This is a genomic window from Labrys neptuniae (genome assembly GCF_040797145.1).
GTDB lineage: Bacteria > Pseudomonadota > Alphaproteobacteria > Rhizobiales > Labraceae > Labrys > Labrys neptuniae.
This window is the reverse complement of the sequence record NZ_JBFNQD010000005.1, coordinates 266,369-288,739: the sequence shown is the minus strand read 5'-3', so window position 1 is coordinate 288,739 and position 22,371 is coordinate 266,369. Positions and strand designations below refer to the sequence as shown.

Annotated in this window: 21 protein-coding genes; 10 read left to right on the top strand and 11 right to left on the bottom strand. The window is 63.0% G+C overall.

All coding sequences use genetic code 11. From position 1 onward, the window contains the following. Nucleotides 1-17: 17 nt before the first annotated feature. Nucleotides 18-863 (bottom strand): helix-turn-helix domain-containing protein, encoded by an 846-nt coding sequence (locus tag ABXS05_RS17360; protein ID WP_367624800.1) that lies wholly within the window; start codon nt 861-863, stop codon nt 18-20. A 328-nt stretch (nt 864-1,191) separates the two neighbouring features. On the opposite strand from ABXS05_RS17360, the gene ABXS05_RS17355 reads away from it, so the two are divergent. From ABXS05_RS17355 to ABXS05_RS17345, 3 genes are read left to right on the top strand one after another with little or no spacing between them, the layout of a single operon-like run. Continuing rightward, the gene (locus ABXS05_RS17355; RefSeq protein WP_367624799.1) at nt 1,192-2,877 is read left to right on the top strand and encodes an FAD-dependent oxidoreductase; all 1,686 of its coding nucleotides are present in this window, start codon (nt 1,192-1,194) and stop codon (nt 2,875-2,877) included. 25 nt (nt 2,878-2,902) lie between these two features. Next, a complete protein-coding gene (locus ABXS05_RS17350) occupies nt 2,903-3,364 on the top strand; it encodes a nuclear transport factor 2 family protein (RefSeq protein ID WP_311937178.1) in 462 nt (153 codons plus the stop codon). A gap of 50 nt (nt 3,365-3,414) precedes the next feature. Then, nucleotides 3,415-4,134, top strand: coding sequence for an SDR family NAD(P)-dependent oxidoreductase (locus ABXS05_RS17345; protein ID WP_367624798.1), 720 nt, complete (start codon nt 3,415-3,417; stop codon nt 4,132-4,134). A gap of 543 nt (nt 4,135-4,677) precedes the next feature. Here the strand turns inward: ABXS05_RS17345 and ABXS05_RS17340 are convergent. From ABXS05_RS17340 to ABXS05_RS17300, 9 genes are all read right to left on the bottom strand, one after another. Further along, nucleotides 4,678-5,478, bottom strand: coding sequence for an intradiol ring-cleavage dioxygenase (locus ABXS05_RS17340; RefSeq protein WP_367624893.1), 801 nt, complete (start codon nt 5,476-5,478; stop codon nt 4,678-4,680). 147 nt (nt 5,479-5,625) lie between these two features. After that, nucleotides 5,626-7,383, bottom strand: a complete 1,758-nt coding sequence (locus ABXS05_RS17335) for an FAD-dependent oxidoreductase (protein WP_367624797.1) — start codon at nt 7,381-7,383, stop codon at nt 5,626-5,628. A gap of 115 nt (nt 7,384-7,498) precedes the next feature. Further along, a complete protein-coding gene (locus ABXS05_RS17330; RefSeq protein WP_367624796.1) occupies nt 7,499-8,563 on the bottom strand; it encodes a branched-chain amino acid ABC transporter permease in 1,065 nt (354 codons plus the stop codon). 11 nt (nt 8,564-8,574) lie between these two features. Next, the gene (locus ABXS05_RS17325; protein WP_367624795.1) at nt 8,575-9,438 is read right to left on the bottom strand and encodes a branched-chain amino acid ABC transporter permease; all 864 of its coding nucleotides are present in this window, start codon (nt 9,436-9,438) and stop codon (nt 8,575-8,577) included. Then, nucleotides 9,435-10,142, bottom strand: coding sequence for an ABC transporter ATP-binding protein (locus ABXS05_RS17320; RefSeq protein ID WP_367624794.1), 708 nt, complete (start codon nt 10,140-10,142; stop codon nt 9,435-9,437). Before ABXS05_RS17320 ends, ABXS05_RS17325 begins: the two co-directional genes overlap by 4 nt. Next, nucleotides 10,142-10,861 carry an ABC transporter ATP-binding protein gene (locus tag ABXS05_RS17315; protein ID WP_367624793.1) on the bottom strand — a complete coding sequence of 240 codons (720 nt, stop codon included), beginning with the start codon at nt 10,859-10,861 and terminating at the stop codon, nt 10,142-10,144. The genes ABXS05_RS17320 and ABXS05_RS17315 overlap by 1 nt, the downstream gene beginning before the upstream one ends. Nucleotides 10,862-10,932: 71 nt before the next feature. Next, nucleotides 10,933-12,210, bottom strand: coding sequence for an ABC transporter substrate-binding protein (locus tag ABXS05_RS17310; RefSeq protein WP_367624792.1), 1,278 nt, complete (start codon nt 12,208-12,210; stop codon nt 10,933-10,935). Between the two features lie 142 nt (nt 12,211-12,352). After that, on the bottom strand, nt 12,353-13,414 hold the full coding sequence (locus tag ABXS05_RS17305) for a maleylacetate reductase (protein WP_367624791.1): 1,062 nt from the start codon (nt 13,412-13,414) through the stop codon (nt 12,353-12,355). Then, complete coding sequence (locus ABXS05_RS17300) at nt 13,411-14,220, bottom strand: dioxygenase family protein (protein WP_367624892.1); 810 nt, start codon at nt 14,218-14,220, stop codon at nt 13,411-13,413. Before ABXS05_RS17300 ends, ABXS05_RS17305 begins: the two co-directional genes overlap by 4 nt. 128 nt (nt 14,221-14,348) lie before the next feature. Here ABXS05_RS17300 and ABXS05_RS17295 point away from each other — a divergent pair, with 128 nt between their 5' ends. Further along, nucleotides 14,349-15,299 (top strand): LysR family transcriptional regulator, encoded by a 951-nt coding sequence (locus ABXS05_RS17295; protein WP_367624790.1) that lies wholly within the window; start codon nt 14,349-14,351, stop codon nt 15,297-15,299. Nucleotides 15,300-15,733: 434 nt separating this feature from the next. On the opposite strand, the gene ABXS05_RS17290 is transcribed toward ABXS05_RS17295, so the two are convergent. Then, complete coding sequence (locus ABXS05_RS17290; RefSeq protein WP_311937140.1) at nt 15,734-16,159, bottom strand: MarR family winged helix-turn-helix transcriptional regulator; 426 nt, start codon at nt 16,157-16,159, stop codon at nt 15,734-15,736. Nucleotides 16,160-16,488: 329 nt separating this feature from the next. On the opposite strand from ABXS05_RS17290, the gene ABXS05_RS17285 reads away from it, so the two are divergent. From ABXS05_RS17285 to ABXS05_RS17260, 6 genes are all read left to right on the top strand, one after another. Continuing rightward, nucleotides 16,489-17,532 carry a substrate-binding domain-containing protein gene (locus ABXS05_RS17285; RefSeq protein WP_311937139.1) on the top strand — a complete coding sequence of 348 codons (1,044 nt, stop codon included), beginning with the start codon at nt 16,489-16,491 and terminating at the stop codon, nt 17,530-17,532. 101 nt (nt 17,533-17,633) lie between these two features. After that, nucleotides 17,634-18,872: an urea ABC transporter substrate-binding protein gene (locus ABXS05_RS17280; RefSeq protein WP_367624789.1), complete on the top strand. Its 1,239-nt coding sequence runs from the start codon at nt 17,634-17,636 to the stop codon at nt 18,870-18,872. An 81-nt stretch (nt 18,873-18,953) separates the two neighbouring features. Then, on the top strand, nt 18,954-19,820 hold the full coding sequence (locus ABXS05_RS17275) for a branched-chain amino acid ABC transporter permease (RefSeq protein ID WP_311937133.1): 867 nt from the start codon (nt 18,954-18,956) through the stop codon (nt 19,818-19,820). Further along, a complete protein-coding gene (locus tag ABXS05_RS17270) occupies nt 19,820-20,863 on the top strand; it encodes an ABC transporter permease subunit (protein ID WP_367624788.1) in 1,044 nt (347 codons plus the stop codon). Before ABXS05_RS17275 ends, ABXS05_RS17270 begins: the two co-directional genes overlap by 1 nt. Continuing rightward, complete coding sequence (locus ABXS05_RS17265) at nt 20,863-21,591, top strand: ATP-binding cassette domain-containing protein (RefSeq protein WP_311937127.1); 729 nt, start codon at nt 20,863-20,865, stop codon at nt 21,589-21,591. The genes ABXS05_RS17270 and ABXS05_RS17265 overlap by 1 nt, the downstream gene beginning before the upstream one ends. Beyond that, nucleotides 21,591-22,298, top strand: coding sequence for an ABC transporter ATP-binding protein (locus ABXS05_RS17260; RefSeq protein WP_149249257.1), 708 nt, complete (start codon nt 21,591-21,593; stop codon nt 22,296-22,298). The genes ABXS05_RS17265 and ABXS05_RS17260 overlap by 1 nt, the downstream gene beginning before the upstream one ends. The last annotated feature ends 73 nt before the right edge of the window (nt 22,299-22,371 follow it).

Below are 22,371 nucleotides of genomic sequence, written 5' to 3'. Positions count from 1 at the left end.
GGCAGCAAGTCCCGTGTTCACGTTCGCGCGCGTTCGCGCCATGCCAACGGCGTCAGCCCCAGCCGCCGGCTGAAGGCACTCGTCATGTGCTGCTGGGAGGCAAAGCCGCAACTGGCGGCGATCTCCCGCAGCGGCGCTGAGGTCGCGGTGAGCTGATGCTGCGCGATCTGCACGCGCCGCTCCAGGACGAACTGGTGCAGGGGCAGGCCGGCTTTGCGCTGGAAGCGCCGCCGCAATGTGATCACCGGCAGGTCGAGCAGATCGGACAGCTCGACCAGGCTCAGCCGTTCGGCGATATTGGCATCGATGTGCTCGCGAAGACGGGCATATTCCCGGTCCGAAAGCGGGCCACAGGCGGTCTTGCTTGCGAAGGCCCGCAGCGAGCGGAAGACATCCACCAGGGCAAGTTGCGAAACGGCCTCCACGGCGATGCTGTCGGGCTGCGACGAGGCATTGAACAGGGTGCGCGCATAGGCCACCAGGCCGGCAATCGATGGGGAGGCGATGTTGTCGATGCTGGTGGGGATGGGGGCGAGGCGATAGTCCGCGCCCAGCAGTTTGTGCTGGAGTTCGGGCGCAAAGCGGAAGGCGGCAAAGCCCGCGGACACGGCGCTGGCCTCGACCGCCACGCGGCCGCCGGCGGGATGGAAGGCAGCCGTCAGGGCATCGAAACGCATCGCGGATGGGCTGCGTCCGTCATAGCCCGTCTTCGCCTCGATCGCGCCGAGCAGGAGGCAGACCACATCGGCCTCGTTCTCGAATGACAACCGATAGGGCTTGGCGGGCTCCAGATGCCAGAGCGCGCATTCTGCTTGGGCGCCGCCGGTGTTCATCGTGGCGGCGAGGCATTGCGGGGTGTCCATGGCGTCCCCCATCCGGCGTGCCCTCGCGGGCGCACCTGCGTTTCGAGCGCTTCCCGGCAGCCATCCGATCTTGATGCCGGACCGGCTACATTCAAACGCGCGGATACTGCCAGGAAATTGCGCTGGGTGCAATATTCGCACCTTTGTACGATATTCGCACATCTGTCTTTTCGTTGACCTGATCAGTTTTTGTAACGCCCCGATCGTGAAAGACGTCGGCGCCCGATTTCCGGCAGCCTGTACGCAACGGTCGAGCGGCTTGTCCGCGACAGACCTCGATGTTCGGCGGCCCAGCGCTTCAAGCGGGCCGGGAGAGGGGAGGACGCGCATGACTGCATCCATGAAACTGCCGGCCCGTGCCAGCGCCAAGCCGGTGACCGCGGCCGATTTCGATATCGAAACCGATATCGTGGTGGTCGGCGGCGGTGCCGGCGGGCTCGCTTCCGCGCTCTTCGCGCGCTGGGAGGGCAATGAGGTCGTCCTGCTCGAAAAGGCGCCGGAACTCGGTGGCACTACGCGCAAGGCGGCCTTCTGGTACTGGGTGCCCAACAACAAGGCTATGCAGGCGCTCGGCATTGCCGACCCCAAACCCGATTGCATCCGCTACATGGCGCGCCTGGCGCGGCCGGAGCGCTATGTCGCCGGTCATCCGACCTTCGGCCTCGACCCATGGGAATACGCCATGTGCGAGGCCTTCTACGACAACGCCTCGACGGCGACCGAGCTTCTGGCCGAGAAGGGCGCGCTTGAATATCGCCATTGCCCCGACGTGCCGGATTATTGGGCCGAGTTCGGCGAGGACAAGGCGCCGAAAGGCCGGGTGCTGCTGCCCAAGGGCGCCAAGGACAGCATGTCCGACGGCGGCGAGGTCGCGATCCGCACGATGTCCGCCACCGCGAGGCGCCACGGCATCGAGATCCGCACGGGCATGCGGGTCCAGCGCCTCACCCGAGGCGATGACGGAGCGGTGAACGGCGTGCAGGCAAGCGACATCGACGGGCGCCTGACCACCGTGAGGGCACGCAAGGCCGTGATCTTCGCCAGCGGGGGTTTTACCCATGATGCCGAGATGCGGCGCAATTTCCTCGCCGCCCCGGTTTTCGGCGGCTGCGCCGCCGTTTCCAACGAGGGCGATTTCGTCCGGATCGGCGCGGCGGCGGGCGGGCAGTTGCGCAACATGAACTATGCCTGGATGTGCCCGATCGTGCTGGAAAAGGCGCTCAATCGTGATCCTGGCCTGATCGGCACCTTCTCGCCCTCGGGAGACTCGATGATCTATGTCGACCGGCAGGGCCGGCGCGTCACCAATGAGAAGCTCGCCTACAACGAATCCGCGCAGGCCTTCTTCCAATGGGATGCTGCCAAGGGCGAATATCCCAATCTCGTGCTGTTCGCGATCTGGGACCAGCGCAGCCAGGATCATAGCGCCAGCGACGAATATGGCCGCTTCATCGTGCCGCCCGGCGCCGACGATGCCCATGTCGTCAAGGCCGATACGCTGGAAGGGCTCTCAGTCGGCATCGCCGAGCGCCTGGCCCGGCACGCAGACAATATTGGCGGCCTTGGCCTCTCCGCGGATTTCGCTGCGAGCCTCGGCGCCACCATCGACCGCTTCAACGGCTTTGCCGAGAGCGGCAGGGATCTCGACTTCCGGCGTGGGGAGCGGCCGGTCGAGCAGCTCTTCAACGGTCCGGTGGCCGAGCCGGCCGGCAAGAACCCGACCATGTACCCCATCGCCAAATCGGGCCCGTTCTATGCGGCCCTGCTCAGCGGCGGCAATCTCGACACCAAGGGCGGGCCGAAGACCTCGCCGCAGGGACAGGTGCTCGACGACGAGGACCAGCCCATTCCCGGCCTTTACGGTGTCGGCAATTGCGTCGCCTCGGCCTCGGCGCGGGCCTATTGGGCCGGCGGCGGCACGCTCGGCCCCATCCTCGCCTATGCCTATCTCGCCGCAAGGCGAGCCCATCTCGAACCGATCAAGACGGCGGTCGGCAAGATCGCAGCCGAATGAAGCATCGACAAGGGAGAAAACGCCGATGGCCCTGACCCGGCAGACCATGACCGACGAGCAGCGCAAATCCGTCGCCCTCGAATATCTCAAGGCCTTCGACAAGGCCGGCGTGACCTCGGATGGCGGCTCCATCCTCGACCTCTTCGCCGAGGATGCGCAGGTCTATTTCCCCAAATGGGGCCTCGCCGACGGCAAGGAGGCAATCGGACGCCTGTTCGGCGATGTCGGCGGCACGCTGAAGAGCATCGTCCACCATTATGCCGCCTTCAACTGGGTGTTTTCGGGCGGCGATGTCATCGTCTGTGAGGGCACCAGCCACGGCGAGCACAAGGACGGTCCCTGGCGAGCTGGCGTGCCCGATTGGGGTGCGGGGCGCTGGTGCGACGTCTTCGAGATCCGCGACTGGAAGATCCAGCGCTGCTTCATCTATCTCGATCCCGATTACGCCGGGAAGGACAGTGCCCGCTATCCCTGGCTTGGCCGGTAGCGTCGGACGTCTACTTTTGGACTTAACGATCAAATTTAGGAGGAAGGGCCATGCGGCTCAAGGACAAGGTCGCCCTGGTTTCGGGTGCAGCCCGCGGCATGGGCTATGAGATTGCCGCGCTCTTCGCCCGCGAGGGCGCAATCACCTATGCCGGCGACATCGCCGGCCCCGATCACCCGCACGCCGCCGGCGTGGAAAACGTGCGCCTCGATGTCAGCCGCGAGGAAGATTGGGCCGGCACCGTCGAGACGATCCTCGCCAGGCACGGCCGCATCGACGTCCTGGTCAACAATGCCGGCATCATCGCCTATGAGCCCTTGGACGAACTCGATCTTGCCGCCTGGCAGCGTGTCATCGCCGTCAACCAGACGGGAGTGTTTCTCGGCATGCGCGCGGTGGTGCCGGCCATGCGCCGGCAGAAAAGTGGGTCGATCGTGAACTTCTCCTCGATCTGGGGCAATGCCGCCGTCGGTGGTGCCCATGCCTATCACGCCACCAAGGGCGCCGTGCGCAACATGACCAAGAATGCGGCGATGAGCTATGTCGCCGACGGCATCAGGGTGAATTCCGTTCACCCGGGTTTCATCGACACGCCACTCACTCAAGCACAGGCCTCCGACATCAATGCCTTCGTCATCGCCTCTACCCCGATGAAGCGGGCCGGCAAGCCGATCGAGGTGGCGAACGGCGTGCTGTTCCTCGCCAGCGACGAAGCGAGCTACATGACCGGGGCGGAACTGGTGATCGATGGCGGCTATCTCGCCCAATAGTCCGCTCCGACAGGCGGCCGATCCCGTGCCGATCCAGACCTTTAGCTAACAAAGATCGAAAGCAGAGCGCGTTCAGTCATGAGCGCGCTCTTTCCTTTCATGCCGATGGCATTGATGCCTGACCGATCAAGCACTGTCATTGCAAAACGATGCAGTGACGCCTGGATCAAACATCGTAGCCGTTGGCGATAAACATTTGTTTTGTATATGATTCTACTCGAAGAAGCTGCGCGGGGTGGTTGCTCACTCCGTCAAGGTCGGCACTGCCCCTCACCCTTACCCTCTCCCCGCAAGAGGCGGGGCGAGGGGGACTTCCGCCGCTTGTTTCATTCCTAAAGCGGTCATCTCGCCCACCGATCGAGCAAGATGACGGCCCCGAGGTGGATCGCGACGCTTGCCGCCCCCTCGCCCCGCCTCTTGCGGGGAGAGGGTAAGGGTGAGGGGCGGCACCACGTAAGCAATTATGGCGCGGGCAGTGGCTTGCGATCGGAAGGGGCGAGCAATATACCCGTGCGGCTTTTTGCTCCCTTCGATCCATCCTCCTCAGGCTCCGGCCGTGTCGGGCGCCATGATGAAGTCGAAAGGTGAGCGCCACAGCGTCTTTTCGCCTTCGAGCCTGTCGAACGGTGCGATCAGCGACTTCTTCACGCCGAATACGGCATCGGATTCGAGATATTCATCGCCGCCCACGAAGGTATGGGTGACGATTGTCTTGAACCCGGGCGCCGTTACCAGATAGTGCATATGCGCTGGGCGGTAGGGATGGCGCCCCACTGCCGCCAGCATCTTGCCGACCGGGCCATCGTCCGGGATCGGATAGGAAACCGGCTTGATGCCGATAAAGCTGTATTTGCCGTCCGGCCCGGTGATGAAGATGCCGCGATTATTGCCCTTGGGTTGAATGCCGGGTTGCTGCACATCGTAGTAGCCGTCGGCATTGTCGGACCAGACATCGACGCGCGCTCCCTCGATGGGGTTGCCCTGCAGATCCAGCACGCGGCCCTCGAACAGGCAGCTCTCGCCCTTGCCGTCGAGCGTGATGGTCGCCCCCATCTCGCGCACCGGGGCATCGGCGACATGGAACGGCCCGTAGACCGTATTCTCCGTGGCGCCCGAGGGGCGGCGATTGTTGATGGTGTCGACCAGCATGGACAGGCCGAGCGTATCGGACAGCAGGATGAATTCCTGCCGCTCGCCGGAACAGATCTGTCCCGTGCGGGTGAGGAAATCGATGCCGAAATTCCACTCCTCCTGCGTCAGCTCGACCTCCTTGGCGAAGGCGTGCAGATGCTTGACGAGGGCTGACATCACTATGGCGAGACGCGGGTCGATATCCCGGCCCATGCGGCCATTGACCGTCTCGATGGAATGGTCTTCGGAAAAATAGCTCACGGCTTACCTCGTTCGAGCTTGCGATCACCGAGCTGGCCCGGTGTCGATAAGGGGAGGGTGGCGCGCTCGGGCCACCCGACCGAAATTGACGGGACGGGGTCAGGCCCGTGCCAGGATGTCCTTCAACACGCGGCGTAGCTCTGCGTCCGGCTTGGCCGGCAAGGTCTTGGCGCGCCAGGCAACGTGATGATCCGGGCGAACCAGGACCGCGCCGTTCTCCTCGATCTCGCTGACGCGTGCCCACTCGCCGGCCAGGTCCTGCCATTTCTGGCGGGGGCCGATGACATGGACGGCGATGTCGAGGCCGAGTTCCTGCCCGACGGCCTGGGCTTCCTTCACCCAGTCCTGCCCGCGAATACCGGTCAGGATGGTGAACTTGCCATGACCGGTCAGGTCGAGCGTCGAGGCCTTTTCGCCGCGCCCGCTGAACACCCAGGCATGCGGGAGGCGGGCGCCCGGCCATGTCGTCTGCTGGAAGTGCAGTTCGGCGTCCTGCTCGAAGGACGGTTCCTCCTGCCCGTCCGGCTGGACGGCCTTCGATCGGTAGCGCTGGTTCATCTCCACGCCGTGCGCGTCGAACTCATAGACCTTGGCGGCAATCGCCTCGCGGATGGCCTTGCGCTGGGCCTCGCCTGCCTCGTTCGGATTGCAGCGGGCGTCCATGTTCTCCTGCATCTTCACCGGGTCGATCGAGTCGAGCAGGCCGAGCGCCTTGAAGATCGGTCCGAATTCCTCGATCGACTTGTTGGCGCGGGTGACGATCTGCCTGGCGACGGGGGCGCGTTCGGCTTGATAGCTGTCGAGCAGCTCCTTGCCCGCCTGGCCCTTCAGCACGAAAGCGAGCTTCCAGGCCAGGTTGAACGCGTCCTGAATGGAGGTGTTGGAGCCAAGGCCGTTCGACGGCGGATGGCGGTGGATGGCGTCGCCCATGCAATAGACCCGGCCGTTCGATACCGTCTCCGCATACATGTTGTTGACCGTCCAGGTGGAGACCTGATCGATCTCGACATCCAGCTCAGGATCGCCGACGAGTTCACGCACGACCTTGGTGGCGAAAGCTTCGTCGACCTTGGGCGCGGGCTGGTTGATGTCATAGCCCCAGACGATCAGCCACTCGTTCCACGGGCGCACCATGCGCACCAGGCCCATGCCGATGCCGCCGACATCGGCGCCCGGCTGCACCACCCAGTAGAGCACCGAGGGACGGTGCGCGACATATCGGGACAGGTCGGCCTTGAACAGGATGTTGATCGAGCCGCCGAGACCCATCTTGCCGCCATATGTCAGGCCGGCATGCTCCGCCACCTTGGAGTTGGAGCCGTCGGCGCCGATCAGATATTTCGAGCGGATGGTGAACTGCTTGCCGGTGAGCCGGTCGAGACAGGTGGTGGTGACGCCGTCCTCGTCCTGCACATGCGCTATATATTCGGTCGACAGCCGCGCCTGGGTGCCGCGCGAGCAGGCGGTCTTGAACAGCAGCGGCTCCATGAAGGTCTGCGGCAGGTCGTTCATCAAAGTCGGTGAGGACAACAGGTGCTCGGCCTTGGAATGCGGGCTGGTGCCCCAGCTCTTCATGCGGCCGATCTCCTCGCCAGTCAGCGACGTGCAGAACACGTTCTCGCCCATCAGCTCCTGATGCGCCGCGAACAGATAGGCCTCATCCTCCACCTCACGGCCGAGATCGCGCAGCACTTCCATCGTGCGCTGGTTGGTGATGTGGGCCCGCGGCGTGTTGGCCAGCCAGCGATAGCGATTGATCGCCATGTTCTCGATGCCATAGCTCGAGAGCAGCGCCGCGGTGGCGGAACCTGCCGGTCCGGTGCCGATGACGAGGACGTCGGTGGTGATGTCGGCCATGTTCCCTCTCCATATCCAGAGCAAAATGCGTTTGGGTTGGGCGTTCGTTCCTCTTGACGTGTCTGGAACGGAGCATTTTGCAGTTCTTGATGGTTCGATCTAAAAACAAGACACTCTACTTGTTGGATTGTCTGGGTGTGAGTATGCGGCGAACCGGGAAGAGCTGAATGCCGGTCCGTTCGGTAAACAGCCCCCACAGGCCGCGTGGGGCGAACAGCATGACGACGATGCCGATCAGGCCCAGGACGAGCAGATACCAGGAGCCGAAATCGGCCAGCAGGCTCTGCAGGATGTAGAGGACGATGACGCCGACGATCGGTCCTTCGATCGACCCGATGCCGCCGATGACGACGATGAAGATCACATAGGCGGTCCAGTCGGTCACGGCGAAGGCCGCATTGGGCGAGATGCGCGCCTTCTGCACATAGATCAGGGCGCCGGCGAGGCCGGTGATGAAGGCGACGATGACATAAGTCGCCGCCTTGACCTTCAGGGCGTCGACGCCGACCGCACGGGCGGCCTGGGCGTTGTCGCGTACTGCCGCAAGACCGAGGCCCTGCCGCGAGCGCAACAGGCGATAGATGAAGACGATCGAAGCGACGGCGAGGGCCAGCGCGAGCCAGTAGCACAGAATATCGACGGCCTGGGCCGAGCGCACGCCGAAGAGGTTCTGAACCAGATTGACGCCGACCATGTCGCGGGGGGCGCGCGAGGGCAACGAAGTACCAGTGCCGCCACCGAGTGTCTTCACTTGCGCCATCGCAAGGCGCACGACCTCGGCGATGACCCAGGTGCCGATGGCAAAATAGGCGCCTTGCAGGCGGAACACGAAGAAGCCGGTGGGAATGGCGAGCAGGGCGGCGGCCAGCCCGCCGGCGACGACGCCGACCAGCGGGTCGAGGCCGAACAGGATGACGACGGCGAACATGGCATAGGCGCCAAGGCCGACGAAAGCCTGCTGGCCCACCGAAACCAGGCCGGCATAGCCAGCCAAGAGGTTCCAGCATTGCGCCAGCACCAGCATGGTCAGGATGAAGAACAGGTCCTGTATGCCGCTGCGCGGCAGGAACAGGGGGGCGACGAAACCGAGCGCCACGACCAGGAACGCGGCGAGGCAGAAGATCGAGGAGGCGCGGGTGCGCGTCTCGACTTTCCAGGCGGTTGGGGCTTGCATGCTCATCTCGGCTCCCCTCAGTCGACGGCTCTGGGGAACAGGCCGCGCGGCCTGAACAGCAGCACGGCCAGGAAGGCGATATGGCCGGCCAGGATCTGCCATTCCGGATTGAGGCTGGCGCCGAGCGCCTGCGCCACGCCGATGACGCAGCCGCCGGCGAGCGTGCCCCAGAAGGAGCCGAGCCCGCCGATGATGACCGCCTCGAAGGCGTAGATCAGGCGCGCGGGCCCGATGGTCGGGTCGAAATTGGCGCGGGCACCGAGATAGAGCGCGGCGATGGTGGCGACCACCAGCGCCAACCCTGTCGCGACGGCGAAGATGGCGTCGGGGCGAATGCCCATCAGGCCTGCCGTAACGCGATCGTCCGAGGTGGCGCGGAAGGCGCGGCCGAGCGACGTGCGATAGAAGATGAGGTTCAAGGCCAGGATCACGCCGACCGCCGAGAGAAAGGTGACGAGGGGCATCACGCCGATGGTGGTGAAGCCCAGGTCGAGCGAAGCGGTTTCGATCGAGCCGAGCGTGATGCGGCGGCTGTCGGCGGAGAAGGTCTCGAGCAGCCCGTTCTGGATGACGATGGAGAGCCCGAAGGTGACCAGCAGCGGCGGCAGGATGTCGGGTCCCAATGTCCGGTTGAGCACGAAATATTGCAGGGCCCAGCCGACGGCGAACATCAGCGGCATGGCGATCAGCGCCGCCAGGAACGGGTTCAGGCCCAGTGATGAGACCAGGAACAGGATCGCGAATGCGGCCATGACGATGAGGTCGCCATGCGCCAGGTTGACGAGGCGCATGATGCCGAAGACCAGCGCCAGGCCGGCCGCGAACAGGGCGTACAGGCCGCCCAGCAACACGCCTTGAATGATCGTGTCGATGAGGTTCATGCATGCGCTCCGAAATAGGCGGCGTGGATCTGGTCCCGGCTGATGTCCGAGGGCTTGCCCGACAGCGTGATGCGGCCTTCCATCATGCAGTAGACATGATCAGCGACCTTCAGCGCCTGGCCGATATCCTGCTCGACGATGACGATGGATGCGCCGCTGCCGCGGATTTTCGGGAAAGCGGCGTAGATGTCCTTGATCACGACCGGGGCAAGGCCGAGGCTCAACTCGTCGCACAGCAGCACGCGCGGATTGGACATCAGGGCGCGGCCGATGGCGACCATCTGCTGCTGTCCGCCCGACAGGGCGGTGCCGGGATTGTGGCGGCGCTCCTTCAGGATCGGAAACATCTCGTAGATCGCATCGAGCGACCAGAAGCCGTCGATCGCCCGTCCGTATCGGCCGATCAGTAGGTTTTCCTCGACGCTCAGCGAAGGGAAGAGCTTGCGGCCCTCCGGCACCATGGCGACACCCAGCGCCAGCACGTCGGGGGCGGCGAGATCGCCGACCGGGCGCCCATCGAACCTGATCTGGTCCGCCGCGTTCTTCAGCACGCCGGCGATCGAGCGCATCAGCGTCGTCTTGCCCGCCCCGTTCGCGCCGATGATGGCGACGGTCTGTCCTTCGGCCAGCGCCATGTCGACGCCGAACAGTGCCTGGAAGTCGCCATAGAAGGCCGTGAGGGATCTTGTTTCGAGCAGCGCCATCACACATCGATCCCGAGATAGATTTCGCGCACGGTCTTGGAGGCCATGATCTCGTCCGGCTGGCCGATGCCGATGACCTTGCCGAAATCCAGCACCAGCAGGCGGCCGACGACAGCGGTCAGGGCATGCAGCACATGCTCGATCCAGACGATGGAGATGCCTGTCTCGTGCACCGCGCGGATCGTGTCGACGAGCTGGCCGCATTCGCCTTCGGTGAGGCCGCCGGCGATCTCGTCGAGCAGCAGCAGCGTGGGCCGGGTGGCGAGGGCACGGGCAAGTTCGAGCCGCTTGCGTTGCAGGAGGCGGAGGCCACCTGCCATGTCGTTGGCCCGGGGCGAAAGCCCGGTTCGCCACAGAATGTCGGCGCAGCGGTCGGTGGCTTCGCTCTCCGACTGGCTTGCGCCGAAGGTGCCGGCGACCAGCAGGTTTTCGAACACCGTGAGCTTGTCGAAGGGCTGCGGGATTTGGAAGGTGCGGCCGACGCCGGCCAGGCAGCGCGCCATCGGCGGCGTGCTGGTGACGTCACGGCCCTCAAAGATGATGCGGCCGCCGTCGACGTCCACATTGCCGGTAATGAGGTTGAACAGCGTCGATTTGCCGGCTCCATTCGGGCCGATGATGCCCAGGGCTTCGCCCTTCTCCAGCGCGAAGGAGACGTCCTGCGTCACCTTCAAGGCGCCGTAGCTCTTCGAGACGTTTTGCAGGGCAAGGATCGTCATGATCTTCTCCTGTCCCTCTCCGCGTCGATGGGGAGGAGGGAGCCGCGATGGCACCGGATAAGGAATGGCCTCTAGGCGATCGCTTCCATCTTGCCACCGGTCGGAATCTGCGGCGCGGTCTGGTTATCGGTGATGACGAGATCGTAGCCGCCGCCATCCCTAAGCCGCCACTGGCCGCCGACCAGCGGGGTCTTGGCGACGTTCTTCGCCGCGAAGGGCGGGAGGTTGGCACCGTCCCAGGCGACCCTGCCGACGATGGTGTCGAGCCTGGTGGCGGCGATGGCTGCGATCACCGTCTCGGCATTGGTAGGATCGGCACGTTTCATCACGTCGGCGGCCAGTTCGAACAGGGCATGCACGAAGCCGATGGGCTGGGTCCACGGACGGTTCGTCGCCTTGGTGAAGCCAGCCGCCAAGGCCGCCGAGCTGTCGCCCGTCAAGGAAGACTTGAACGGATGGTTGGGCGTCCACCACACCTCGGACGACAGGTTGTGGCCGGCCTTGCCCAAGGCTTCGACGGCTTGCGGGAACAGGATGGCCTTGCCGATCGAGGCGATTTTCGGCTTGAAGCCCTGCTGCTGCGCCTGGTTCCAGAAGGTGGTGAAATCCGGCGGGATCATCACGCCGGTGATGATCTCGGCCTTGGCTGTCTTGAAGGCGTTGATCTGGGCGGAGAAGTCGTCGGTCAGGTTCTGATAGCGGCCGGGATCGGTGAGGGTGAGGCCCTTCTTATCGAGCACCGGTGGAAAGCCGACTTTCGGATCCCCCCAGGCATTGCCGTCGCCGTCATTGGGGAACAGGCCGCCGACGCTCTTGTTGGTTTCGAGCTGGCCCCACATGTTGGTGAAGACGGCGATGACGTCTTCCAGGCCCCAGAAGAAATGGAAGACGCTCTCGAACGGCTTCCAGGAATCCGGTGCGCCGGGATTGCCCTGCTGGCCGATGAACCAGGGTTGCCAGGGCGCCACGGTCGAGATGCAGGGCATGCCCTCGGCCTCGCAGATCGTCGCCACCGGATTGGTCGTCTCGGGCGTCGAGGCGACCAGCATCAGGTTCACCTGGGAATCGACCACCAGTTCCTTGGCGACTTCGGCGGCACGGTTCGGATTGGACTGGCTGTCCTTGACGATGACCTCGAAGTTCGCGCCCACGGCCTTGGTCGCCGCCAGGAAGCCCTCGATGATGAACTTGTCGGCTTCGGCGAAGGCGGCCAGCGGCCCGGTCTGCGGGCTGACATAGCCGAGCTTGATCGCGGCGCCTGCCGCGATGGCCGGGCTGGCGACCCCGCCGAAGGCGGCGCTCGTGCCGAGCACGGCGGAAGTCTTCAGGAAATGGCGACGCGTAATCATTGCTTTCCTCCCCAGGAAGATCGTCGTGAAACCAGAGAAAAGTGCGATTTCTCCGGATCGCATCTTTTCCTCTAACTTATTGTTTTGGCGCGTTTTCTTGTTCGAAGAGCTATCGGCATCTCTCGAAAGCGCCTTAGTGGGCCTAAAGTGGCGGTCGGCTTCCCTCCCAGGCATCCTGGAGCAGGGCGCGGATGGAAGCGCGGTCGATGGGCCGAGGGTTGGCGTAGGGGTTTCTGGTCGCAATCTCGGCGGCACGGTCGAGATCGATTTCCTTCAGGCCGAAATCCTTCAGCGCCATCGGTGATCCGACGGACCTGGCGAAATCGTAGAGTGCCTGGCCGGGTGTGCCGCCAAAGATGTCGGAAACCGGTTGCAGCTCTTTTCCAGCGGCGCCTGCGTTGAAGCCGATGGTGTGCGGCAGCATGATCGCATGGGTTTCGGCATGGGGCGTGTCGAAGCTGCCGCCCAGCGTGTGGCAGATCTTGTGGTGCAGCGACATCGCGACCTGGCCCAGCACCGAGCCGCAGAGCCAGGCCCCGTAAAGCGCATCGGTGCGAGCCTGCCTGTCCCTGGCCGAGGCGATGATGACAGGCAGCGCCTGCCGGATGGCACGCATGCCCTCGGCCGCCATCAGCGCGGTGATCGGGTTGCCGTCCGGCGCATAGAGCGCCTCTGCGGCATGCGCGATGGCGTTCAGGCCGCTGGTTACGCTCATGGCGACGGACAGGCCCAGCGTCAGGCCGGGATCGTAGATCACCACTTCGGGCAGGACCTTCGGGCTGCGCAGCGTGGTCTTCTCGCCGCCTTCGGTCTGGCCGAGAATGGGGGTCACCTCCGAGCCGGCATAGGTGGTGGGCACCACGATCTGCGGCAGGTCGGTGCGATAGGCGATTGCCTTGCCGAGCCCGGTGGTCGAGCCGCCGCCGAGCGCCACGACCACGTCGGCCTTCAAGTCCAGAACACGTGCAACGGCCGCTTCGGTCACATCGACCGGGGTGTGCATCGTGGCGTTGTCATAGGTTCCGACCGCAAGCCCGCCAAGGGCCGTGGCCATGGCCTCGCCCTCGGCTTTCTGGTGCGGCGTGGTCAGCACGAGCGCCCTGCTGGCACCGAGCTTTTCAACCCACTCGCCGACATGCCTGGACGAACCTTCGCCGAAGACGATATGCGCGGGGCTGCCTTGATAGACGAATGAGAGGTTCATGCTGCACGCCTTTCCTGCCTGGCCCGGGCCATGACGAACGTGAAGTCGAGCGCCCAGCCATCGCCGTCGCGCCTGAAGTCCCCAACGAGCTCGGGCTTGACGCCGAACAGGGCGTCCTGGCCCAAGTCCGGGTCGCTACCGTCGAAGACATGCGTCGAGATGGTCTCGAAACCCTCGGCGCTGATGATGAAGTGCAGATGGGCCGGCCTACGCAGCGAGACGCCGAGGCCCGCCAGCATCCGGCCGACGGGGCCGTCGGCCGGTGTCGCATAGCCGGCGGGGCGCACCGTGCGGTAGAGAAAACCCCCATGGCCGTCGGTTTTCAGGACACCGCGCAGGTTGAATTCCGGCTGCCGATCGGGCTGCTGGTTCTCGTAATATCCGTCGGCATTGGCCTGCCAGGTCTCGACAAGGGCGCCCGGGATGGCCACGCCGTCAAGGTCGACGACACGGCCGCGAACCAGAAGGGCCTCGCCGGCACCATCGAGCGAGATCGACCCGCCATTCGCGATGGCGGGTGCGTCCGGACGATAGAACGGCCCGCGCACCGTATTGGGCGTGGCGCCCCTGTGGCGCTGGGCATTGATCTCTTCGACGAGGGCGGTGACACCCAGCAGATCCGAGGCCAACACCCACTCCTGGCGCCGGTCATCGGTGGCGTGACCAATGTCGGTCAAAAGCTGCATGGCGGAGCGCCACTGGTCCCTGGTCGGCCGGGTTTCGCGCACAAAGGCATGCAAATGCCTCACCAGCGAATTGAGGAATGAAGCGGAGGTTTCCTTTACGCCGGGGCCGACGCGCTCCATCACGACATCAGCCGAGTTCTGTGCGTTCAATGACCTGATAGCCACCGGCTGTTCCTCCCGAGGAGCAACATACCCGGCACCAGCCTGCATATTGATCATTTCTCAATTAAACAATATAGCAAATTGCTATGAAGCTTGACGAGCGCCACCTGGTCCAACTTGCCGCCGTGGTCCAGGCCGGCGGCGTGACGGAGGCTGCGATCCTGCTCGGCATGACGCAGCCGGCCGTGTCACGAACGATTGCGATGATGGAGCAGCGTATCGGCGAGCCTCTTTTCGTCAAAGGGCGGCGGCCCCTGCAACCGACGGCCTTGGGACAGGCGCTGGCGAGCCACGGCCAGACCATGCTTGCGGCTTCGCGCAAGGCATCGGCCCTCGTCGCCGGATTTCAGAAAGGCGCGTTTGGGGTCGTCAGGGTGGGCGGTTCTCCCTTCTTCTCCGACGCACTGATCTCGGGCATGATCGCCGAATTCCAGGACAGGCGTCCCGATGTCCGTGTCGAGCAGAGCTATGGCTATCTGGGGCAATTGCGGGCGGCGCTGGACGCGGACCGCATCGATATTGCGATCTGCCCCATCGACGTGCTGAAGGAAGGATCGGGCCTGCGTTTCGACGTGGTGTTGCCCGGACGCAATGTCGTCGCCTGCCGCACGACTCACCCCTTGCTGATGAAGCGCCGTCTCGATCCGGCAAGCCTGCTCGACTATCCCTGGGTCGGTCCGCCGGAGGGCAGTCCCCTCTATGCCGACCTCAATAGCCTGGCGCTGTCACTGGGGGCCACGGAAATCAAGATCCGCTATTCCGGCGGCTCGCTGTCCAGCGCCATCAACTACCTGAAATCAAGCGATGCGCTCACCGTGCTGCCCCACAGCGTGGTCTTCGCCTATCGCAACGAGAAATCGATCACGGCGCTGCCGGTCAGAATTCCCCACCCCGAGCGCGCCTTGGGCATATTGCAGCAGAGCAACGCGACGCGAGCTCCGGCCGTGGATGCTTTCGTCGCTCATGTCACCAAGCGCTTCAAGGATCTGGCGCTGCTGATAGAACGCCATGAGAAGGCCATCGTGTGGGGCCTATAGCCATTTGGTCGTCACCTTGCGTATCGTGGGCATGCAAGCAAGAGAACCCATCTCTTCACTTGTTCGTTTGGAGATGCGCGATCACTGGTTTCGACAGACTGTACCAATTGGGCTGCAGTACGAAATAACCCGCCGGAACCGTCGACGCGCATAATTTGTAGCATGCCGTGACGTGTCTGTGATGACCGCCAATAATGATCAAATCCTGCCACCACAACCAGTTCTGGCATAGATCAACTGCTGTCCTGGTCTGATCGGCAGGACGGTCTTGCATTTTATAGCCGGGATTCGGAGGAGTTTGGCCGCACTGCGTCCGGCGGGCACAAAATTGGATGACGAACCGACATCTCAACTTTTGCGTTGGCGATAAAATGCCTCCAAAAGGCAGTCTTGGACCACCACCCCGTCATGCCGTCAGAGCTTGTTCACAAAACCTAGTCCATCATCAGATCGCGCAGTAACCCTTTGAGAGTTTCCGCTTTGTCACCCCGCAGGCGATCGATGATATGACGCTGTTGGTCACCGACGATCTCGTCGAGCTTGATGTGCAGAGCCGTGCCCTTGCTTGCGAGATAGATGAGAACCTTGCGGCGGTCGTTCGGATCCGGCCCCCGATATACCAGCGCGTCAGCCACCATGCGATCGATGATCTTTGTCAGGGTGGTCGCATCGACCAGCACCAGCTCGGCGAGATGGCCCATCGACAGGCCGCTCCGCGCCGCCAAGGCAGTCAGGATGCGGAACTGCTCGATCGGAATGCCCTCGGGCCTCAGCCTGTCCTCTAGATCCTCCTCAAGCTGGCGGTTCACGCTCGCAATGAGATAGGCTAGTTGATCTTCCATCTTGTCGGAGCGTGCCAAGCCGAACTTCTCATCTTCAATATTCGCAATTTCAGATAATTACCCTACTCGGCCCGTGCCGTTCAAGCGTCCAAACCAAAATTGTCGTCATGATGGTTCGGTCATACCGCGCATAGCCTTCGCAGTTGTTTCTGCGATGAGAAATCCGCCAATTGCCCAAGAATACGGCGTTGGACCAGCGCGTTCGACAGCATCCTGCTTTTGCACATCGCGGCTCTCGGCAGCTTGGGGACAAAAACACGGTCCGCTACCGGTGGCATGGTTTGTGCATGCGGATCCGGTGACTTGGATGGACCTCAGACGGCTGTAATGTCCGAACGTCGACCGAGATGATCAAGATTGGCTTGCTCACGCCGCGGCAGGGTCCCGCCGGCATTTGGTCCGCGTCCGCCGAAGCGAGCGCAATTCTCGCGGTTGCCGAAATCAACGTCGCGGGAGGCCTGATCGGTCAGGAACTTGAACTGGTTCTCGCCGATGCCGGCACGACCGGGCGCTCGGCCGCGCTGGCGGCGGCAGACATCGTCGATATCGATGAAGTCGATGCGGTCGTCGCCCTTGTGCCCAGCTATGCGCGCAGGGCCATCTCCCACGCTGTCGCCGGTCGCGTACCCTATATCTACACGCCGCAATTCGAAGGCCATGAAAGCGATCGCGGCGTGGTCACGGTCGGTGAAACTTCGAAGGAATTGTTGCATCCGGGCATTGCATGGCTGGCAAACAAGAAGGCGGTGCGACGCTATTACCTGGTCGGCAACGACTATGTCTGGCCGCGTGCCACCTTCGAAGAGGCGCGGCACATCATCCAGTCGGCAGGCGGCATCGTCGTGGGTGAAACGATCTTGCCTTTCGGCTTTGACGACTATGAACCGCTGCTCGACAAGATACGTCGCGCGCAGCCGGATGTGGTCATGCCCTACCTGCTCGGCTATGAGGCAATCGGCTTTAACCGCGCCTTTTCAGAGGCCGGCCTGGCGAGGAAGATCCTGCGCTTCTCCTCGGCGATCGACGAGACCATCCTTTATGGCCTGGGTGCCGACTGCACCGAGAACCTTTTTGTGACCTCGGCCTATTTCTCGGCTCTGCGCTCTCGCAACAACGATGCGTTCCTCGAGCGCTATCACAGTTGCTTCGGTGAGACGCCGCCGCCGATGAACGGGTTCGGCCAGTCCTGCTACGAAGGGATTCATTGTCTCGCCTGCCTTGTCGCGTCGGCTGGGGGGCTGCGTCCGGGAGATCTGCGCCGCAGGGTGGGCCGCGCCATGCAGGTGCGGACAGCACGTGGCTTCAAGGCACGGATCGTTGCCGGGGGCAGCCAGCCCGTCCATTTCGCCGAGGTCGACGGCCATGAGTTTCGTGTCAGGGACCCGTGGTGAAGTCTTCCATATTGCGGTGCAAAAAGTTATTGCAATTTCATATATTGTAATTTCATATAACTCTCATGGGCGGCCGAACACGCCCTTGAGGGGACCAATCTATGCCGACGTCGCGCCGCAGCTTTCTCAAGACGACCCTTTCCGCATCCGTTGCCGCCATCGCAGCACCGGCCCTGATTTCCAGAAGTGCTTTCGGCGCGGAGGCGCCGATCCTGGTCGGCAGCCTGCACGACCAGTCGGGGCCCATCGCCGCTTCGGGTGTTCCGATGGTCGACAGCCTCAACGTCGCCATCGAGGAGGTGAACGCCTCCGGCGGACTGCTCGGCCGGCCGCTGAAGCTGGTGCATTACGACACCCAGTCGAATATCCAGATGTATTCACAATATGCCCAGGCTCTGGCGCTCAAGGACAAGGTTGCGGTCGTCCATGGCGGGATTACTTCCGCCTCGCGCGAGGCGGTCCGGCCGACCTTCGATCGCTTCAAGATCCTCTACTTCTACAACACGCTTTACGAGGGTGGCGTCTGCGATCGCAATACCTTCTGCACCGGCACGACTCCGGCGCAAACGGTGGAGAAACTCGTCCCCTATGCGATGAAGAAATGGGGCAAGAAGGCCTACATCATCGCCGCCGACTATAATTACGGCCAGATCACCGCAAAGTGGATGACGAAATACGTCAAGGACAATGGCGGAGAAGTCCTGTCGATCGATTTCTTCCCGCTGGACGTCACCAATTTCGGTCCGACCATCAGCAAGATCCAGGCCGCCAAGCCGGACATCGTGCTGTCGGCGCTCGTCGGCGGCAACCACACCTCCTTTTACCGGCAGTGGACGTCGTCCGGTATGAAGGGGCAGATCCCGATCGCCTCCACCACTTTCGGGCTGGTCAACGAACCAACCACGCTTGATGCGACCGAAAGCGAGGGCGTGCTGGGAGCATATGGCTATTTCGAGGAGCTCACGACATCAGCCAGCACAAGCTACGTCAAGAAACTCAAGGATAAATATGCTGATATTCCCTATATCAGCGAGCTCGCTGCGGCGACCTATGAAGGCTTCTATTTGTGGGTTGCGGGGGTCAAGGCCGCCGGTTCGATCGATCGCATGAAGGTGATCGCTGCGCTCGAAAGCGGCGTGTCCTTCGACGGCCCGAGCGGCAAGGTCGTTCTCGACCACGCCACCCATCATGCGGTGCGCAACGCCTATCTGGCCGACGTGAAGGCCAAGAAATGGTCGGTACTCGAAACCTATGAGCAGCAAAAGCCGCTGGATACGGCCGGCGTCTGCGATCTGATCAAAACCCCGACCGACAACCAGCAATACATTATCAAGATCTGAAGACGGCACCATCGCTTCGGTGCCGCGACCTGATGCGGCACCGCCTTTCGTTTGGCGAACTTGGCGGAGCCTGCCCCATTCATGGAACTTGCAATCATTCTCGCGCTTGACGTGCTGAACGGCGCGGCATCCCTCGTCCTGCTCTGCCTCGGGCTGGCGATCATCTTCGGGATGATGAAGATCATCAACCTCGCTCATGGCGAGTTCGTGATGCTCGGTGCCTATGCCACCGTCATCTCCGCCAATGCCGGTGTGAACATCTGGATTGCCATGCTGATCGTCGCGCCGGTTTTCGTCGGCCTGGTCGGCATCATCGTCGAACGTTGTCTGATCCGCTTCCTATATGGTCGCCTGGTGGACACGATGCTGGCGACCTGGGGATTGAGCCTGTTCATTGTCGGCCTGGTCACCACGATCTACGGCAATACCATCAAGGGGGTTCCAACTCCCCTCGGCGGCTTTTCGATCGGGGAGTACAAGTCGAGCTACTATACGTTGTTCCTGGTTGCTGTGGCGCTGATCATGCTGGCGCTGATCTTCGGCATGCTGCGTTACACGCGTTTTGGCCTGGTTTCCCGTGCCACGATGCAGAATCCCGGCATGGCTGCGGCGCTCGGTGTCAATCCGAGCCGGATCTACATGACGACCTTCGGCATCGGCGCAGCCATTACGGGCCTGGCAGGCGGCGTATTGGCTCCGGTCTCCGGCGTGGTGCCGACCATGGGCGCCGCCTATGTTGCCAAGGCCTTCATCACGGTGGTCGGCGGGGGGAGTGCCATTCTGGCGGGGACTGCCTCGGCCTCGGGGCTCTTCGGCCTGATCAACCAGATGGGTTCCTACCTGACCACGCCGGTCTTCGGTGAGGTCATCCTGTTCATATCGGCCATCATCCTCATCCGCCTGCTGCCCCAGGGCATCTCCGGCCGCTTCTTCAAGGGAAGGCTGTGATGTCGGCAAAAGCCAAGCTATTCCTCCAATTCATCGCTCTGGCCGCCGCGATTGCAGCAACGGCGATGGCGCCGCAAATATTCGAGGTCTTCGATCTCATGCAGCTGACGCTGTTTGCGGCGATGGGTGTCCTGGCACTCAGCCTCGGCTTCATCTGGGGCTTCGGCGGTATTCTGTCCTTCGGGCAGACCGCCTTCTTCGGCCTCGGCGGTTATGCTTATGCGGTTGCTGCAATCAACTATGGCGACTCCACCGGTGCCATCCTGCTGGCCATGATCGTGCCGGCAATCTTTGCCACGGTCCTGGGCTATTTCGTTTTCTATGGGCGCATCAGCGACGTCTATCTTGGCGTCATTACGCTGACCGTCACGCTGATCCTGTTCAACGTCGTCAATTCGACGGCCGGTGACGAATACCGCATCGGCACGGCTCCACTGGGCGGCTTCAACGGCATGCCGTCGGTACCGACCTTCAACATGCCATTCGATCCTGAGACAGTGCTCGATCCCGTCCAGGGCTGGTATGCCACGGGTGGGGGGCTCATCCTGGTCTATATGTTCCTGCGTCTGCTGCTGTGGAGCCCATTCGGGCGTGTCGCCGTCGCTGTCCGGGAAAACGAGGTTCGCGCCTCGCTGCTGGGCTACGATCCGCGCCTGATCAAGCTTGCCGTCTTTGTCGTCGGCAGTGCCATTGCCGGTCTCGCCGGTGCTCTTTACGTCAACTGGGGCGCGTTCGTCAGCCCGACGATCTTCGCCCTGTCTCTTTCAGCCGAGATCATCATCTGGGTGACGGTCGGTGGCCTTGGCACACTGATCGGGCCGGTGGTCGGCTGCTTCCTGATTCAGTATCTCGTGGCACAGATCGGATCGCAGCAGACATTCAACTCCAACCTCATTCTCGGCGTGATCCTGATCGCCTTCGTGCTGCTGCTTCCCAAGGGACTGATCCCGGCGGTGCGTGATCTCCTGCTGCAGGCGCTCCGAGCCTTGCCACGCCGTGCGCCGTCTATCGGTGACGCCGATCAACCCGTGGAGGCCGAGTGATGGCAGATCTCGTTCCGCTGCTGCGCACGCAAGGCCTGACCATGCGCTTCGGCGGTGTGGTGGCCGTCAACACGGTCGACTTCACCCTCGGGGAGGTGGAGCTGCGCTGCCTGATCGGACCCAACGGTGCCGGCAAGAGCACATTCTTCAAGATGCTGACCGGCCAGCTGACGCCCACGTCCGGTCGTATAGCGTTTCGCGGCAGTCCCATCGCCGGCGCGCCCTCGCATGAAATCGCGCGCCTCGGTGTCGGCATCAAGACACAGGTCCCGAACGTGTTCAACGGGCTGTCCGTGCGGGAGAACATCTGGCTGGCGGCACGTCGGCGCAACCCGCCAATGCGTACCAAGGCACTGGTGGAGGAAGTGTTGGACAAGATTCATCTTGCCAGGCGCGCTGATGACATCGTGGGTCAGCTCTCGCATGGCCAGCGGCAATGGGTTGAAATCGGCACGGTGCTGGCGGGCGAACCCGAGCTGATCCTGCTCGATGAGCCGGCAGCCGGCATGACGGACGAGGAAACTGTCCGCACAGCCGAGATCATCCGCGAAATCAACCTCACGCGTGCGCTCATCGTGGTGGAGCATGACATGCAGTTCATCAAGATGATCGCCAAGACCGTCACGGTCTTTCATCAAGGCCAAATCCTGATGGAGGACACAATCGATGTCGTCATGCGAGACCCGCGTGTACGCGACGTCTATCTCGGCAAGAAGGTGGCCGCCTGATGCTCGTCGTCAAGAACCTGCACGCCGCCTATGGCCGCATTCCCATCCTGACAGGCGTCAGCTTCGCGCTCGAGCCCGGCGAATATCTCGGCATCCTCGGTCACAACGGCATGGGCAAGACGACGTTGATGCGCGCTCTCATGGGCTCTCTGCCGACCACCGCCGGCTCCGTCACCTTCGACAATCGCGATGTGACGCGACTGGCGGCCCATGCCCGCTCACGGCTCGGAATCGGCCTGGTACCGCAGGGGCGCGAGATCTTTCCCAGCCTCACGGTCATGGAAAACCTGCGGATGGGCCTGGCCAGCGCCAAGCGGGAAGATCCAGCCGTCATCGACGACGTTCTGAGTGAATTTCCAAGGCTGGTACGCCTGCTCGACCGGCGCGGTGGCGCACTGTCCGGGGGCGAGCAGCAATTGCTCGCCCTTGCCCGCTGCCTGTGCACACGCCCGCGCCTTGTTTTGCTCGATGAACCGACCGAAGGCATTCAGCCCTCGATCATCGAGGAGATCATCGAGACGCTGCTCCGTCTCAAGCACAAGCACAGCATCGCCATGATCCTGGTCGAGCAGAATCTCGACTTCATCACTTCGCTTTCGCAGCGCGTCCTCACCATCCAGAAAGGGCGGATTACTGGAGAGATCAATCCCAATGATCTCAAGGACAGCGAGGCCGTCGCCAGTTACGTCGGTATGACCATGAGCTAGCGACCGCGGTCTTGCGAGGCCACCGTCGGCGGCCTCTCCCCCAATACACTCCAAACTTCTTGATTTCCCTTGC